The 14,938-nt window shown below is 59.3% G+C and carries 16 protein-coding genes; 9 read left to right on the forward strand and 7 right to left on the reverse strand.

What is annotated here, in order from left to right:
* The first annotated feature begins 9 nt into the window (after positions 1-9).
* The gene (locus ACQ5BM_RS13715) at positions 10-1,311 is read left to right on the forward strand and encodes an AAA family ATPase (RefSeq protein WP_429811867.1); all 1,302 of its coding nucleotides are present in this window, start codon (positions 10-12) and stop codon (positions 1,309-1,311) included.
* Positions 1,312-1,593: 282 nt separating this feature from the next.
* Entirely contained in the window at positions 1,594-2,076 is a 483-nt protein-coding gene (locus ACQ5BM_RS13720; RefSeq protein ID WP_429811870.1) for a hypothetical protein, read from the forward strand.
* 192 nt (positions 2,077-2,268) lie between these two features.
* Here ACQ5BM_RS13720 and ACQ5BM_RS13725 read toward each other — a convergent pair whose 3' ends face one another.
* Positions 2,269-2,781, reverse strand: a complete 513-nt coding sequence (locus ACQ5BM_RS13725; protein WP_429811872.1) for a tetratricopeptide repeat protein — start codon at positions 2,779-2,781, stop codon at positions 2,269-2,271.
* Positions 2,782-3,094: 313 nt separating this feature from the next.
* Between ACQ5BM_RS13725 and ACQ5BM_RS13730 the strand changes: the two genes are divergently transcribed.
* Together ACQ5BM_RS13730 and ACQ5BM_RS13735 are read left to right on the forward strand one after the other, a co-directional pair.
* Entirely contained in the window at positions 3,095-3,613 is a 519-nt protein-coding gene (locus ACQ5BM_RS13730) for a hypothetical protein (RefSeq protein ID WP_429811876.1), read from the forward strand.
* A 229-nt stretch (positions 3,614-3,842) separates the two neighbouring features.
* Positions 3,843-4,295 carry a DUF2721 domain-containing protein gene (locus ACQ5BM_RS13735; RefSeq protein WP_429812049.1) on the forward strand — a complete coding sequence of 151 codons (453 nt, stop codon included), beginning with the start codon at positions 3,843-3,845 and terminating at the stop codon, positions 4,293-4,295.
* Positions 4,296-4,442: 147 nt separating this feature from the next.
* On the opposite strand, the gene ACQ5BM_RS13740 is transcribed toward ACQ5BM_RS13735, so the two are convergent.
* Genes ACQ5BM_RS13740 through ACQ5BM_RS13750 form a run of 3 tightly spaced genes read right to left on the reverse strand, consistent with a single transcriptional unit; the run spans position 4,443 to position 6,918 of the window.
* Positions 4,443-5,111 (reverse strand): methyltransferase family protein, encoded by a 669-nt coding sequence (locus ACQ5BM_RS13740; RefSeq protein WP_429811878.1) that lies wholly within the window; start codon positions 5,109-5,111, stop codon positions 4,443-4,445.
* Positions 5,108-5,923: a sterol desaturase family protein gene (locus ACQ5BM_RS13745; RefSeq protein ID WP_429811881.1), complete on the reverse strand. Its 816-nt coding sequence runs from the start codon at positions 5,921-5,923 to the stop codon at positions 5,108-5,110. The genes ACQ5BM_RS13740 and ACQ5BM_RS13745 overlap by 4 nt, the downstream gene beginning before the upstream one ends.
* On the reverse strand, positions 5,917-6,918 hold the full coding sequence (locus ACQ5BM_RS13750) for a phosphatase PAP2 family protein (protein WP_429811883.1): 1,002 nt from the start codon (positions 6,916-6,918) through the stop codon (positions 5,917-5,919). Before ACQ5BM_RS13750 ends, ACQ5BM_RS13745 begins: the two co-directional genes overlap by 7 nt.
* 497 nt (positions 6,919-7,415) lie before the next feature.
* On the opposite strand from ACQ5BM_RS13750, the gene ACQ5BM_RS13755 reads away from it, so the two are divergent.
* Complete coding sequence (locus tag ACQ5BM_RS13755; protein ID WP_429811885.1) at positions 7,416-8,111, forward strand: alpha/beta fold hydrolase; 696 nt, start codon at positions 7,416-7,418, stop codon at positions 8,109-8,111.
* Between the two features lie 100 nt (positions 8,112-8,211).
* Here the strand turns inward: ACQ5BM_RS13755 and ACQ5BM_RS13760 are convergent, their stop codons facing one another.
* Genes ACQ5BM_RS13760 through alr form a run of 3 tightly spaced genes read right to left on the reverse strand, consistent with a single transcriptional unit; the run spans position 8,212 to position 11,033 of the window.
* Positions 8,212-8,589 carry a RidA family protein gene (locus ACQ5BM_RS13760; protein WP_429811887.1) on the reverse strand — a complete coding sequence of 126 codons (378 nt, stop codon included), beginning with the start codon at positions 8,587-8,589 and terminating at the stop codon, positions 8,212-8,214.
* 35 nt (positions 8,590-8,624) lie between these two features.
* Complete coding sequence (locus ACQ5BM_RS13765) at positions 8,625-9,875, reverse strand: D-amino acid dehydrogenase (RefSeq protein ID WP_429811890.1); 1,251 nt, start codon at positions 9,873-9,875, stop codon at positions 8,625-8,627.
* A gap of 27 nt (positions 9,876-9,902) precedes the next feature.
* The gene (alr, locus tag ACQ5BM_RS13770; RefSeq protein ID WP_429811892.1) at positions 9,903-11,033 is read right to left on the reverse strand and encodes an alanine racemase; all 1,131 of its coding nucleotides are present in this window, start codon (positions 11,031-11,033) and stop codon (positions 9,903-9,905) included.
* 125 nt (positions 11,034-11,158) lie between these two features.
* Between alr and ACQ5BM_RS13775 the strand changes: the two genes are divergently transcribed.
* The 4 genes from ACQ5BM_RS13775 (at position 11,159) to ACQ5BM_RS13790 (ending at position 14,936) form a co-directional block, all read left to right on the forward strand.
* On the forward strand, positions 11,159-11,635 hold the full coding sequence (locus ACQ5BM_RS13775) for an Lrp/AsnC family transcriptional regulator (RefSeq protein ID WP_429811895.1): 477 nt from the start codon (positions 11,159-11,161) through the stop codon (positions 11,633-11,635).
* 85 nt (positions 11,636-11,720) lie between these two features.
* Entirely contained in the window at positions 11,721-12,560 is an 840-nt protein-coding gene (locus tag ACQ5BM_RS13780; protein ID WP_429811898.1) for an inositol monophosphatase family protein, read from the forward strand.
* A 62-nt stretch (positions 12,561-12,622) separates the two neighbouring features.
* Positions 12,623-13,243 carry a protein phosphatase gene (locus ACQ5BM_RS13785; RefSeq protein ID WP_429811901.1) on the forward strand — a complete coding sequence of 207 codons (621 nt, stop codon included), beginning with the start codon at positions 12,623-12,625 and terminating at the stop codon, positions 13,241-13,243.
* The gene (locus tag ACQ5BM_RS13790) at positions 13,236-14,936 is read left to right on the forward strand and encodes a metallophosphoesterase family protein (RefSeq protein ID WP_429811904.1); all 1,701 of its coding nucleotides are present in this window, start codon (positions 13,236-13,238) and stop codon (positions 14,934-14,936) included. Before ACQ5BM_RS13785 ends, ACQ5BM_RS13790 begins: the two co-directional genes overlap by 8 nt.
* The last annotated feature ends 2 nt before the right edge of the window (positions 14,937-14,938 follow it).

Genomic DNA, 14,938 nt, shown 5'->3' on the forward strand with positions numbered 1-14,938 from the left:
TGAGGTCCCATGCAGTATTCGCCCAGTCAGGATCGTGAAGATTTTGCCGTCGCGCTTGACCCGCGCATGCCGGTAGTGCCGCTGAGCTTCGAAGAGACCGGGCTTGAATTGTCATTCCTGCTGCGGCTCGCTGCCAAATGCGCGACCGAGCAGGATACTGTTACAGCTTCTCATCTTGCGGGCCGGATGAAGTTGTCGAAAGTGCTGACTAACCTCCTCATCAAGGAATTGATGAAGCTGTCCTATCTCGAGGCAAGAGGGCTGGCGGGGGAAGACGTGAAGTCCGACATCCGCTACGCACTTTCGATGAAGGGCCTGGAATATGCGCAGGCGGCCCAGCGGCAGTCGGAGTATGTCGGTCCGGCACCGGTATCTCTCGACGCCTTCTGCCAGCAGGTCGGCGTGCAGTCGATCCACCACGAACGCATCACTTCCGAGCGGCTCGCGCGGAGCCTGGACGGGCTGGTGTTGTCGCCGGCATTGGTTGAGAAGCTGGGACCGGCGGTCAATTCGGGCCGATCCATCCTTCTCTATGGTCCGCCGGGCAATGGGAAGACTAGCATTGCCGAGCGGACATTCGAGCTTTTCATCCAGACGATCTGGGTGCCCTACGCCATAGAGGTCGGCGGCTACGTCATCAGTTTCTATGACGAGGCGATGCATCAGGCCGTGCGAGAGGCGACTAGACCGCACCCGAAGGCCGATCAACGGTGGGTGGAATGCCGTCGCCCGGTCATCAAGACCGGTGGCGAACTCACGCTCGAGTTGCTGGACCTGACCCACAACCCGGGATCCAACGTCTACGAAGCGCCGGTGCACCTGAAGGCCTCGGGTGGCGTCTTCATCATTGATGATTTCGGGCGCCAGCAGGACCGGCCGCAAGCGCTTATCAACCGCTGGATCGTGCCGCTCGAGCGTGGCTACGACTTTCTGACATTGCATACCGGCAAGAAGTTCAAGGTGCCCTTCGACGAGCTCGTCGTCTTTTCGACCAACATTCCACCCCGGGAGCTTTCCGATGAAGCCGGACTGCGACGCCTCAAATATAAGATATATGTGAATAATCCATCGCGGGATGAATATGTTCGCATCTTCGAGTCCTATGCGCGCTCGGTCGCGATAAACTTGGCGCGTGATGATTTGCACGTTTTCTATGAGCGGAAGTACCGAGGGGATACGCTCGCGTCCTGTTACCATCCTAAGTACCTCCTGGATTTTATCTCCTCTTATTGCGACTTTAACGACCTGCCCAAGGTCGCGTCGCTGGAGATGCTTGAGCGGGCTTGGGGAGGGGTGTTCACATTGGATTGAGGCGGAAGACTGAGTCGCTATCGGCAGGGGTGTCGCCGTGTTAAGGAATGTCTGAAATATTCGTGCAGGCCGGCCATCGGCAAAAGCACAGAGCAGCTGAAGCGACTGCGGTCCAGCGGGATCGCGTGGGGTCTAGGGGACGGGTAGAGTCAGGGCCGTGGCCCAATTTGCTGACGGAGGAAATCGATGACGCATATTTCGAATGTCGGTGTCGAAATCGAGCCTGACGTCGAGTTGCGGCGCAGGGAGCACGGTGCGAAGGAGCCAAGCCGTTCGAGAAGCATGCCGATCATCGCTCTGGGGCTCATGTTGCTGCCGCTCAACACCGGCATTTTGCTTTACACCGCAAAGAATTCCGCGGACGTGCGCGAAAGCCGAGAAACCCTTTCTGCTCTCAAACGCTCGATCGAAGGCCTGAAGCAGCAGATCAGCAAACAGGCCTTGAACATCGCCAGCGGGGCCAAGGCCGATGATATGGCAGCCGTTCGCAAATCCGTTGAGGAGTTGCAGAAGGATGTCGCCGACCTCGATGGCCGCGTGACCCCGAGCATGTTCGCGTCCGGCGGCAGCATGATCATCAGCGCGCCCGGGAAAGAAGTGACCCAGCGCCTGTCACCATCATCCTATTCGGTTTCCGCTCCGCAATCCGCTGTTGATGATGTCCTGGCCGCAGCCGATCCGCAAGGCGGCTCCATCGCCAACTTGCCGCGCTACGAGCGAACTGTCTCGGCGGATGGCAAGCTCGTTCTAAGAAAGGTGCGCTAGATTTAGCAGCCTTGACGTCGGTTCTCACCTGCAACTTCTTCGATGAGCCGTCGAAGAATTTGTATCAATAGCCCAGCGTCCTTCACTCGCAGAAGTATTGCCGGCGCGTTTGTCCTCAGTAGAAACTCACGTAAGTGCGCTCACGCCCTGGCGGCCTGGCGCCGACGGACTTGAGCGAACGGCGACAGCCAGTTACCGCTGTGCGTATTTGACGCTGTTCTTCATCAACTCGAGATTCCTCGCCGTCGTCTCATTCGAGGGGTCGATCTCGTATGCTTTCAGGAAATAGGTACGGGCTCTGGGCAGATCACCGCGCAGCAAGTGGGAATAGCCGATATTGTTGTAGTAGACGGCCGTGCCGCCGATCATCTTGGACAGCTGCACGTAGGCGCGATCGGAAGTATCAAACCGGCCGATCATGTCGGAAGAAGCCGCAAAGCCCAGCCATGCGGCAGGATCTCGCGGAAAGACCTCGACCGCCCGTTTATAGATTGCGTAGGACTTTCCGTAGTTTTTCTCCTGGAACTGGAGCTTGCCCGTGGTCACCAACTCGTCGTCCTTGTAGAAGGCAACCGCCGAGTCATCGTTGAGAGTTTTCGCGCTATCGCCGAAGGCGGCGACATCGTCGAGTGCATCCGATTGGCACCCGGCCAGCAACAGCACCCCTGCGAGCAGCGTAACGCGGCCTATTTGGCTCCGAGACATTTCCATTACATTCCCCCAATTATGGGCATCCTAGCCTCGCGTAGAAATGAGCTCACCGGAAATCTTCCGAAAAAATACCTAATAAAGATAGAATTGAAATTGGAGTCGCAATAAAGAGACACATACCGACCGTATCTGCCACCCCAATTCTGCCTTGCAGACTTAAAGTTCAACCGCTGGAAACAACAGACACCAACGAGGAAGGCCCGTCTCGCCTTATTTGGTTCGGTCGGCAAAACGCGTAAGCCTCGATTAAGCATGATCTTATATTTTCGGCTGATACGATCCAGATCGGGTGTTCGGGGCTGAAGGAATGACCATGCACGCCTTAGTTTTGACCATCATTCGCCTTGGGCCCTCCGGGGCCTACATGGCGGCCGCCATCTCGCTCCTCAGTGTCGCACTACTTTGCAGCACTCCGTCCAGCCCGCTCGCGTGGGCCATATACACAACCATGCTGCCGACGACGCGCACACTCATCCTTACGCTCGTAACCGCTTCCGATATGGTCTTCTGGGGCGCGACAGTGGCGCTTCTTGTCGCCGCCGCAGCTGGCGGCTATCTGGCGGTTCGGCCGGAGCAATACTTGCAGCTGCGTTTCATTCATGCGCACGTTGCGCTCATAGCATCAGGCCTCGCCGTACTCCAGATCTCACAAAACAGCGCGGGCCTTGTCAGTATTTCGTTTTCTCAACTTCCGCCGGCTGGCTGGTCACTCGTCGGCGGCCCGTCTGCGGCGTTCGCCTTGTTTGTCCTGATACTGCTAGCATGCCTTAACGCTCATGCGGCGATCATCAAGAGCATCCGTTCCGCTCGTCATTGCGTCGCATGAAATGGCGAATCGCGAGGGCGGTCGTTCTTCAAAGAGAGTTCGCGGACTTCCTATTCGGCATTGAGGATCTCGCTTGGTCCAATTACGCAGGCGTTTCTCGGCAAGGGATTACGGAGTGTCGTCTGATCTGCCGGCCGGAAAATTGTCTATATTTATAGCTGGTGTAGGTTTGATCAGCCGTTGCCCGACGTCAGTCCGGACACTTGCGCGGGAGCTATTAAGAGCACGCATGGATTCGCCATCAATCGTCAACGACCTTGCCTCGATCATCCAGACGTCTCTCGCGCCTGTTTTTCTCCTTGCCGGCACGGCTGGATTTGTCAGCGTCTATGCGACCCGCCTCGGCAGGGTGTCGGACCGGGTTAACGAGGTGGGCGAAAAAGACGGGGAGGGTGAAGCGCGGCGCATACAACTAGACTATCTGCGCCGGCGGACACTTGCTCTTGAGATCGCGGTCGCCTTGGGCACCTTGGCCGCGATCTGCACCGGCTGTGCAATCCTGAACCTGCTTGCAGGTGCGCTCGAGTTTGGATTCCGCGAAGAAAATCTGTTCTGGTTCTTCGGCGGTGCGATCGTCTCGCTCATTGGTTCGCTTGTGGCATTCTTGTTTGAGATGCTCATCGCCGGGCGGAACATGCTGCGGCAAATGCGGATGGATCAGTCGGCTCTCGATCGCGATTGAATGTCGTAGACGGGAGCCGTGGGGTCCTTGGCCATCTACCTGAACGGGTTTATCATTCTTCCGCGGCTATGACCGCGGATAGGCGCGGCTGGTATAGTGAAACTAGCATTGGAGACATATGCCAAGCAAAAACCCGAGATGTCCGACTTAGCGAAGCGTCGCGAACGTTAGCCGGGCTGGAATGAACATGGGAACGCTGCTGGCGTAACTAGCGTATTCAGGGAAGGTGCGCCGTAACACGCGTTCCTCGTTGAACACTCGCCTGAACTGAAAGGCGAAGTGGGTCGCACCAACGAGCAATGTAACAAGCGACCAATTCGCGATCATGAACCCGATGGCACTGAGAGCTTCGGCGGCATACAGGGGGTGACGGACGATCGCATAAGGCCCACTGGTGACGAGTTTCCGGGCCGTTGCCATCACCGAGAACGAGCGCCCTAACCAAAAAAGACAATAGATCGACAACGCCGCACCGATAAGCATCAGGACAGTTGACGCGATCAACATGCCCGGCCCCGCCGTTCCCCGCGGCAGCACTATGAGGATCATCAGGCCAAAAGTCCCCGCGAGCGCGCTCAGTCGTGGCTCTATCCCGTCTGCGTTCTGCCGGGGCGGCAGGCGAAACACCGTCAGGCCGACGACCAGGCATAGGAACAGCAAGCCCATCAATCGCGTAGAGAGGACGAGAGGCCAGAAATCCACGCTGCCGCGCAGACGAATGATTGTAACGATCGAGGCGAGCTGTTTCAGCGCCAGGAACAAGAAGGCAAGCACAAGGAACACCTTGCCAAGAAGATCTTCGAACCTGCTGATCATGGGCGTGAGTCTCCCGATTCCTGTGATAGCCCACCTGCCGGTACTCTGCCCGCAATCTGCTTTAGCGGATAGGCAAGTTGCTGATGGTAGAGCGGCGGAACCGGGTCATCTGTGCCGTAGGCTTTTGGCATGCGTTCAGGCATGTACAGAGTACCAGCCAAGGCATCGATAAAGGGCAGTTGCCCAGCGAAGTTCTTGTCATAGGCCTGTCGCTCGTTGGCATGATGCCAATGATGAAACTGCGGTGAGGCGAGCACCCATTTGAGGGGACCGAACCTGAGCCGCGTGTTTGAATGGATCAGAAGCGACTGCCCCTGATAAACTAAGGCATAAACGGCGACCGCTGCGCCGGAGAAACCAAATGTATAAACGGGAAGTAGCGAGGCCGTCATGGTCACGATCTGGTCGACCGGATGTACACGATGGGCCGCCAACCAATCCATCTCCTCGATGCTGTGGTGGATAGCGTGGAACTTCCAGAGGAAGGGCACTGCATGGAAAATGCGGTGCGCCAGGTAAAAGCCTGTATCGGCAACAAGGATGACCTCGATCGCCTGCAGCCATATCGGCTGGCCTTGCACAATGCCGGTTAGGTTCTCCGGTACCACGAAACGGATCGCGATCATCAGTAGGCTGACCAGGAGGAAGAAACCGAGCTTGATCAGGATGCCGTTGAACAGGAGATAGATTAAGTCATTCAGCCAGTGCTTTCGGAGCACTTTCTGGTGAGCATGAAGCGGAAGCAGCCGCTCGATTGGGACGAAAATCATGGCGACGATGAGGATCGTCTTAAGATCAAAAAGTTCTACCATTCGACGTCCGTTGATTGCTCATCGTGCCTAGGTACACCGAAGAGCCGCCAGAAAAGCAAAACGGCGGCAACTGACACATATCCGTCCACAGCATATTGCCAACCGAAATATACCGAGCCAAACATTGTAAGAGCGACAAAAACCCACCCGGCGATCGCGAGCCATCGATGGATTTGTGTCAGGAAGAGTGCGTTCAGAGTTGCGACGGCAACGTGGATACTCGGCATCGCCGAAATGCCCGCCAATATGTCCTTGGCACCAGATGTGTAGGCGGCATCGAGCCGGTCGGCGATAAAGAAGTGGTAGTCAGCTCCGTCGCCCTGCTTAAGTACCAGGATAAGGTCCGTGAAACGGTCCCCGCCGAGGAACCGATCGTAAGATAAGGGACCCACCGAGGATCCGACAGCGGCGAAAACGATGCCAAGACCCAGATAGATGGCGGCCAACGATAGCAAATACCTGGAACGCAATGCATCGCTCGGATGGAGCGCCGCCAAGGCAATGCAGCCGAATAAGCTGATCAGCCAGCCGGGGAAATAGACCGCCAGCATTACCGGCATGGCGGCCGGCCAGGGAACAAGAAAATGGGCCCAGCGCCAAGGATCACCGAATTGGAGCATGCGATCCATCTCGGCAAGAGCGCGGTCGGCATAGAATGGAACGAAGCGCGGAATCTGAAACTTCATCGTCCAAAACGCCGCCATGCCGAAGCACATGCCTGCAGCGATGCCGAGAACGCCGGCGCCTAGGCGCCTAATCGTGCGGGCGAGTTCGGACAGGGGCGCAGCCGGGCGGCGGACAATGGCGGCACCAGCTAGGCTAAGTGTGCACAGTGCGAGCGCCGCCGGCACAAACTGCACGGCGAATGCACTCAGGTTCCGAACGTAGAGTGCGGGCGCGACGCTACCGGCAATGACTGCGAAAACCCCGCAGGAGATGCTTGGCCACGCCAACGGACCAATGAACGCGGCCACGCGAATTAAGGCGTCAGTCATATGAATGCGAGCCCCCAACTCCTAGCACGCATTGAAACACCGCCTGAGATTGTCAGCAAGCTTATCCTGTCGCGCTAGTTAAAATTCAGGCGGTCGTTCCCCGGCAAGCCTGTCGCTTAGAGGCCTGAGTTCGACTCGGGCGCAACCTGATTGGGTCCGGATAGAGTAGCCTATCGGGCAATGGTGATCGCCCGAAGGCAGATTTGCAACTTACTCGTCGTAGCGTTCGCGCGCTCAACGACCCCGGTCAAGTTAAAAAGCCAATGCATATGTTCGGCTTTGACGCAACTTACAGTGGCTTCGATAGCCGGCAAGCATAAGGTTCACAAATCCGAATCTGCGCCAGATCATGCAATCGGAGGGCTTGCTGCTTTGAAATAGCTGACTGTGAGGGAGCCGCATCCCCATGTTGGTTTTGGTCCGAAGCAAGCTTCCTTGACGACTTGCCCTCCTTCTTCCGATACCGTCAATCGATGTGCGCGGCGAGGCGGTGAAACATGGCAATGCTTCTGGTTCCGGGGTTCATGCTCGATGCCGATCTCTGGCGCGACGTGGTGCCCGGGTTGGCCGAATATGGCCCGGCTACCTACGCTGATCTTTCACAGGACAGCTCGATAGCGTCGATGGCCCGCCGGGCCCTCTCGGAAGCACCGCCGGAGTTCGTGCTGGTGGGCTTTTCTATGGGAGGATACGTCGCTCGTGAAATCGTCCGGCAGGCTGGCGGCCGGGTAACCGCCCTCGTCCTCATCGCCACCTCCGCACGCGGCGATAGCAACGTTGAGCTTCAACGGAAGGCCGCAATCGCTGGACGGGCAGGCGGTGCCGTCTCCAGGGGGCTGAGCAGGGCGGCCGTGGCGTCTTCACTGCATCCAGCCAATGCAGAACGGGCAGACATCATCGCGCGCATCCTAGCCGCAGGGCAGCGATTGGACGGCGACGTCTTTCGCAGACAATCGCTGATCGATCGACGAGACGAACGGGATGATCTGAAGACGATCCGGTGTCCAAGTCTCGTCATCGCGGGAGAGGTGGACCGATTGAGGTCACGAACCGAGGCGCTCGAGCTTCACCAGGGTATCATCGGTTCAAGTTTCGAAATTATCGAGAACACAGGGCACATGGTCCCCATGGAGGCGCCGCAGCGGCTCGGCACCGTCATGCGCGAATGGCTCGATCTACTGCGCGACGGATGATGATGATCGCTGAGGGCGCGGTATCGCGGCACGCGACGTTTGGAGAGGTCGGCCGGTGTTGACCGCCCCTTTGTTTGACTGCCTCTCTTGCCGAAATTGCCTAAAGCGCGATGACGGCCTCGATCTCGACCTTTGCACCCTTAGGAAGCGCGCTGACTTCGTAGCAGGCCCGTGCGGGGAAGGGCTTGGAGAAGAAGCCGGCGTAGACCTTGTTGATTTCGGCGAAATGGCTGAGATCGGTCAGGAGGACCGTCGTCTTGACGGTGTTGGCGAGGCTTGTGCCGGCGGCGGCCGCAATTGCTGCAAGGTTCTTGAGACATTGTTCGGCCTGCGCGATCGCGTCGTCGGAGTTGAATTCTCCGGTCGCCGGATCGGCCGGGAGCTGGCCGGAAACAAACAGCAGGTCGCCGACCTTGATCGCCTGCGAGAAGGGGCCGACGGCGCCCGGCGCGTCGTTCGTGTGAATTTCCTGGATCATGATCTGGTTCCTCGAAAGTGGTTGAATGGAGTCGCTTAAGCGTAGCGGGCGATTGCGAGATCGGTTGCATCGATCTCGGGCTTGCGGCCACTGACGAGATCAGCGATTACCCGGGCCGAACCGGAGCTCATTGTCCAGCCGAGCGTACCGTGACCGGTGTTGAGATAGAGACCCGCGACCTTCGTCGCACCGATGACGGGCGTACCGTCCGGCGTCATCGGGCGAAGGCCAGACCAGAAGCTGGCCTTTGACACGTCGCCGCCCGGGAAGAGGTCGGTGACGGAATGTTGGAGCGTGAGGCGGCGGGGCTCGCCGAGATCATTGGTGTAGCCGGAGATTTCGGCCATGCCGCCGACGCGGATGCGATCTCCGAGCCGGGTAATGGCGATCTTGAAGGTCTCGTCCATGACCGTCGATTCCGGCGCGCGCGAGGCGTCGGTGATCGGGATCGTCAGCGAATAGCCCTTGACCGGATAGACCGGCAGACGGATACCGTGCGGTCTGACGAGCAGCGGCGAGAAGCTGCCAAGCGCCACCACGACGGCATCGGCCTGCAGCGTGCCGTGCGCGGTGACGACGCCGCGTACGCGGCCACCCTCGACGTCAAGGCCGCGGATGATGCTGCCATACTTGAAGCGCACGCCGAGCTCTTCCGCCTTTTTCGCGAGCGCGTTTGTGAACTTGAAGCAGTCGCCAGTCTCGTCCTTCGGCGTCAGCAGACCGCCGACGATTTTGTCACGCACATGCTTCAGCGCCGGCTCGACGCGGATGCAGCCGTGGCGGTCGAGAACTTCGTAGGGAATGCCATCGGCGGCGAGCGCCTTGACGTCCTTGCCGGAAGCATCGAGCTGCTGCTGCGTGCGGAACAATTGCAGCGTTCCCTGCATGCGCTCGTCATAGGCGATACCGGTTTCAGCGCGCAGTGTGGCGAGTGAGATGCGGCTGTAATCCGCCAGGCGCAACATGCGGCTCTTGTTGATCGCATAGCGCTTGGAGTTGCAGTTGGAGAGCATCTTCACCATCCAGCACAACATCGCGGCATCGACCTTCGGGCGCAGGATCAGAGGCGCATGCTCCATGAAGAGCCACTTCATCGCCTTCATCGGAATCCCGGGCGCGGCCCAGGGCGAGCAATAACCGAAAGAGACTTCGCCGGCATTGGCGAAGCTCGTCTCCAAAGCGGGGCCTGGCTGACGATCGATGACCGTCACCTCATGTCCTGCCTTGGCAAGCTGGTAGGCCGACGTCACGCCGATGATGCCGGAGCCGAGAACGATAACTTTCATGATGTCCTCATGGGAGAAGAGAAGGGGTCAGCGGTATTGCCGCTCGTAGCGTTGGCCGAGGCCGGTCAGGATTTCATAGGCGATGGTACCGGCGTTGCGGGCGATGTCTTCAAGCGTCTGACTGGGGCCGAGTACTTCCACGAGGCTGCCGAGGTGCAGGCGATCTTCGGGCAAGGCGGAGATGTCGATGGTGGTGCTATCCATTGACACGCGGCCAACGATCGGCAGGCGAATGCCGTCGCAATAGACCGCGCCCCGGTCGCTCAGGCTTCGTGGCAGGCCATCGGCATAGCCGGCAGCAATGGTGGCCAGGCGGGTTTCTGCCACGGCAATATGGGTGCCGCTGTAACCGACGCGCGCGCCGGCAGGCACGGTGCGCGTCTGAACGACCGCGACATCGAGGCGCACGACTGCTTCCATCGGGTTTGGTCTGCCGGCGGCCGGTGCACCGCCGTAAAGAGCGATGCCGGGGCGAGCGAGCACCCCGTGGTAGGGCTTGCCGAGGAAGATGCCACCCGAATTGGCGAAGCAGAGCTCATATTCGGGGAATTCAGCCGTGATGCGGTTCATCTCGGCAAGCTGGCTTCCATTCTGATCGCTCTCCGGCTCGTCGGCGGAGGCGAGGTGACTCATGATGAACTGGATATCGATGTTAGCGCCCGCCTTCAGCACGCTGGCAACGGCTGCCCGCTCTGCCGGTGGAACACCGAGACGCGACATGCCGGTATCGAATTGCAGTACCGCCGGCAGCTTGCGGCCGAGCGCTTTCGCAGTCTCGCTCCAGCGCTGCAGTTGCTCCATCGAATTAATGACCGGCACGATGCCGTGCTCAGCACAGGCAGTCTCATTGCCGGGCTGGAGTCCATTCAACACATAGACGGCATCGGCGGCGAGAGTTGGCTGCAGACGCAGGGCTTCGACAAACTGCGCGACGAAGAAGTGGCGGCAACCATGCTCGTAGAGCCTGGCGGCGACCCGGTCGGCGCCGAGGCCGTAGGCGTCCGCCTTGACGACCGCCGCTGCGCGCGCAGGCGCGACTTCAGCCGCCATCCGTTCATAGTTGCGAGCAAGGGCCGCAAGATCGATTGTCAGGTAGCCCGACGCGCCGCCCGTGGCGGTTGTCCTAACCTGAATTTTTGCCTGTATCGCCCCGTCCATCCCGGCCTCCCCACGTTGGCGGGAGACTAGTGAAACGATCGTGAAATTTCCGAGGAAACAGTGATTGATCGTTGCGTGAAATCATGGTCAGTGAAAGAAACGACGACGAATTGGAATAATCTGCTATGGCCGCACTTGACGCGATAGACCGCAATATCCTTCGGTTGCTTCGACTCGATGCCCGACGAAGCAATGCGAGTCTAGCGGCCGAAGTTGGCCTGTCGCCATCGGCGTGTCTCAGGCGCATAAAGCTGATGGAGCAGGCCGGCGTCATCCGGGGCTACACCGCGCTGGTAGACACCGCCAACGTAGAAGCCACCATTGCCGTGATCATCAACATCACGCTCGATCGTCAGACCGAGGACTATCTCGACCGCTTCGAAGCCGCGATCCGTAGGCACCCCGAAATAAAGGAGTGCTTCCTGATGACCGGCGGATCGGACTATCTTTTGCGCGTCGAAGTCGCCAATGCCGGTGAATTCGAACGTATTCACAAGGAAATCCTTTCGGCTCTTCCTGGAGTCTCACGGATACATTCGAGCTTTGCGATCCGTAACGTGCTCGCAACAAGGACCGGGACCAAGCGTTCTATGCGGCTGTAAAGCGGACGAGATGCAGGCGCAGATTTCGCTTGCGCAACGTGCACACGCGTGCAATTATGCACGCGTGTGCACTGGAGTTTTGCGGATGGACGATCACAATTCACGCTATTCAAATGACCTCGCAGGACGAGCGTCGTTATGTCGGGACGTCATTCGTTCCGCCGGCGCCCTGGTGCTCAGCGGCTTCAAGGAGAGTTCCGGGCGTGGATTCTCGATGAAGGGGCCTCAGGATTTTCTGACGGAGACGGATGCTGCGTCCGAGGCGCACATCCGTCAGACAATCGCTGCGCACTTTCCTGAAGATGCATTTCTGGGGGAGGAAGGTGGCGGCTCGATCGCCGACCGCGTGTGGGTCGTCGACCCGGTGGATGGCACCGCGAATTTTGCGCGCGGAATCCCGCATTTCTGCATCTCGGTCACCTATGTGGAGGGGGGAAGGGCGGAGATCGGCGCCATTTACAATCCGGCGCAGGACGAACTCTATTTTTGTCGACGGGGGGCGGGGGCGACGTTGAATGGGAAGCCCATCAGCATCTCGTCGACAACCACCTTTGATGCCGCCTCGGTCGAAATGGGATGGTCACGCCGGGTGCCGGACGAGACCTTTCTCGAGACCATGCGGCTGATGCTGGTGAAGGGTGCCAATGTCCGACGCGGCGCGTCGGGAGCACTGGCGCTTGCCTATGTTGCTGATGGGCGCTCGGACGCCTACGTGGAATTGCATATGAACTCCTGGGATTGCCTAGCCGGACTCTTACTCGTAGCCGAGGCAGGTGGTGTCGTGTGTCCCTTCATGGAGATAGGCAGTCTTCGGGACGGAGGACCAGTGCTTGCCTCGACACCGGCCATCGCCGATGGTGTGAGCGAGGCTTCGGGCATCCCGATCCGGGCCCGCGAATTGACCGCTGCACTTCAGCCCGCCTGAACCAACAAATGGCGGCATCGCCACGCTAACGGCACGTTCGCCATCCTCAGAAGGAAATACCAATGGATGCACCGGTTTACGCGCGACCCGCGATCAGCCTGATCGCCAGTGGGATCGGTCCGCACAAGGTCGATCTCTATATTGGCGGCAGCGATGGCGCGGGCGACATGGATCTGCTGAAGCGCCGCGGGATCACCATCGTCGTCAACTGCGCGGTCAACCTCGATATCAATCTCGTGCGCGAAGAGGAAGTCGCAGTCAACGACGACCTCTGCGCGAGTGGCTACGCCGACATACGCTACTACAAGCTCGGCATGATCGATGGCGATGGCAGCCCGGACACGATGATGCTCGGTGCCTACTACATTCTCGATGGCGCCCTGCGTCAAACGATGCCCAAGCGCCCAACCTATCCCTTTGTCGATGGCGGCAACATTCTGGTGAATTGCCGCGGAGGGCGCAGCCGCTCCGTGTCACTGGTGGCGCTTTTCCTGCACAAGCAACAGCCGCATCTGTTTCCGACACTCGACGCCGCGATCGCTCATATCCGGGAGCGCCGCGAATTGAGGCCGGACGAATGGTTCGAAACGCCGAAGCCCATGTTGTACGAAGCGGCAAGACGTGCCTCCCACTGGATTGATCTCGTGGAAGCGTCCCGTGCGGAGGCGAATATCAATGGCTGATTTGCCGCGGATTGCCGTGATCGCCGATGCCCATTTTCATGATCTCGAAGCCAACTTCGGATTTCCCGCTATCGAGATCGATGGAAAGAGGCTTGCCGTCAGAAGCTGGGCGGATACGCGCGAGTCGACCCGCGTGTTCAACGAGAGTGCCAAGGCGCTGGACTGTGCTCTGGCGGAGGTGGCCCGGCGAGGAATCCGCCACGTCGTCCTTCTCGGCGACTACACGGATGACGGCCAGAGGCAAACCACCGAGCACCTGCACGCCGTTCTGGCGCGGCACGAACGCGATCATGATACACGCTTCTATGCGCTTCCCGGCAACCACGACATCTTCGGCCCGAAGGGGCGCCATCACACGAAACAGTTCCTCGACGCAAAGGACGCCAGGGTCCTTGTCACGAGCGACGAAGCAAAGTTTGGCCCTGGCACTTACGCCACGCCATTGATGTATTGCGAGGGATATCCAGCAGGCTTGGCACCCATGGCTGTGTTCGGATACTTCCGGAAGCCTGACGACATCCATTGGGAAACGCCGTTCGGCGCTTCGGACAAGGTCGAAGACCGGCTCTACGAAGTTTCGTCCCCCGACGGCCGAAACAGTTATGCGCTGATGGACGCCTCCTATCTGGTCGAGCCAGAGCCGGGCCTGTGGCTGATGATGATCGACGCAAACGTGTTCGAGCCACGCGACGGGGTGTTTGAGGATGGTGAAGAGGAAGCGTTCATCGACAGCACCGGGGCCGGCTGGAACGCGCTTCTGAGGCTGAAGCCGTTCATTATCGATTGGATCGCCGATGTGTCGGCGCGCGCCCGTCGGCTCGGGAAAACGCTTCTCGCCTTCTCGCACTATCCGGTGCTCGACCCCTTCGACGGTGCGACGGGAGCTGAAGGCGTGCTTTTTGGTGAGATCAATGTTGCCCGCAGAACGCCGCGTGAGGCGGTTGCGCAAGCGCTCGTCGACGCCGGGTTGACGGTGCATTTCAGCGGCCATCTGCATGTCGAGGGCGTTACGCGCTGGGAGCGGCGCGGCCGTGCGCTCACCAATATCGCCGTGCCATCGCTGGTGGCCTTTCCGCCAGCCTTCAAAATCGTTGAACCATCCGCCTCGCATTTCCTGGTGGAGACCGTTGAATTGTCTTCAAGTGCCGTCGATCCGCGCATCTTGCGTGCCTATGGGCGCGAAATGGCGCATCTGGACGAACCGCCGGATCGTGCGTTCGATGCTTTCGAATATGGCTGGTTCCTGAAGGCCCACAAGCGCGCGCTCGTCCAGCATCGCTACTTTCCCAAGGAATGGCCACCGAAGGTCGTCGACGAGATCTCTGGGCTCTCCGTCGAAGATGTGTGCGCTCGCCTCGGCGGCCCCGGCACGATAGAGGGCGTAATTCCCGCATGCCCGCCCGAGGATGCGGCTCGGTTGGTGCGCCTGGATATGCTGGAGTTGATCGCCGATTGGTACTGCCTGCGCCAGGCCGCCGTGCTTGCACTCGACAAAATCCCTGCGCTACGCGTCAGGCTTTATCGAGCGCTCGCCGCGCGATTTGGGCGCCCTCCGGAAAGTGGCTGGGACGGCTCGGTGGACGGGTTCCTTTCGATTTTCTTTGGCGCGTTTGACGCTTTCCTCGATCGCGCGGAGGCCGGCGGACTTTGCGTCCATATCGAGAATGCATCCTCCAAAGAGGAGGCCGCCTAAAC

Origin of the sequence: Ensifer sp. B1-9 (assembly GCF_050474445.1) — a bacterium.
GTDB lineage: Bacteria > Pseudomonadota > Alphaproteobacteria > Rhizobiales > Rhizobiaceae > Ensifer.

Coding starts and splice junctions, on each gene's coding strand:
- ACQ5BM_RS13785 (WP_429811901.1), top strand. CDS start 12,623: ATGGATGCACCGGTTTACGCGCGACCCGCGATCAGCCTGATCGCCAGT.
- ACQ5BM_RS13750 (WP_429811883.1), bottom strand. CDS start 6,918: ATGACTGACGCCTTAATTCGCGTGGCCGCGTTCATTGGTCCGTTGGCG.
- ACQ5BM_RS13730 (WP_429811876.1), top strand. CDS start 3,095: ATGACCATGCACGCCTTAGTTTTGACCATCATTCGCCTTGGGCCCTCC.
- ACQ5BM_RS13720 (WP_429811870.1), top strand. CDS start 1,594: ATGCCGATCATCGCTCTGGGGCTCATGTTGCTGCCGCTCAACACCGGC.
- ACQ5BM_RS13790 (WP_429811904.1), top strand. CDS start 13,236: ATGGCTGATTTGCCGCGGATTGCCGTGATCGCCGATGCCCATTTTCAT.
- ACQ5BM_RS13765 (WP_429811890.1), bottom strand. CDS start 9,875: ATGAAAGTTATCGTTCTCGGCTCCGGCATCATCGGCGTGACGTCGGCC.
- alr (WP_429811892.1), bottom strand. CDS start 11,033: ATGGACGGGGCGATACAGGCAAAAATTCAGGTTAGGACAACCGCCACG.
- ACQ5BM_RS13735 (WP_429812049.1), top strand. CDS start 3,843: ATGGATTCGCCATCAATCGTCAACGACCTTGCCTCGATCATCCAGACG.
- ACQ5BM_RS13725 (WP_429811872.1), bottom strand. CDS start 2,781: ATGTCTCGGAGCCAAATAGGCCGCGTTACGCTGCTCGCAGGGGTGCTG.
- ACQ5BM_RS13740 (WP_429811878.1), bottom strand. CDS start 5,111: ATGATCAGCAGGTTCGAAGATCTTCTTGGCAAGGTGTTCCTTGTGCTT.
- ACQ5BM_RS13745 (WP_429811881.1), bottom strand. CDS start 5,923: ATGGTAGAACTTTTTGATCTTAAGACGATCCTCATCGTCGCCATGATT.
- ACQ5BM_RS13780 (WP_429811898.1), top strand. CDS start 11,721: ATGGACGATCACAATTCACGCTATTCAAATGACCTCGCAGGACGAGCG.
- ACQ5BM_RS13760 (WP_429811887.1), bottom strand. CDS start 8,589: ATGATCCAGGAAATTCACACGAACGACGCGCCGGGCGCCGTCGGCCCC.
- ACQ5BM_RS13715 (WP_429811867.1), top strand. CDS start 10: ATGCAGTATTCGCCCAGTCAGGATCGTGAAGATTTTGCCGTCGCGCTT.
- ACQ5BM_RS13755 (WP_429811885.1), top strand. CDS start 7,416: ATGGCAATGCTTCTGGTTCCGGGGTTCATGCTCGATGCCGATCTCTGG.
- ACQ5BM_RS13775 (WP_429811895.1), top strand. CDS start 11,159: ATGGCCGCACTTGACGCGATAGACCGCAATATCCTTCGGTTGCTTCGA.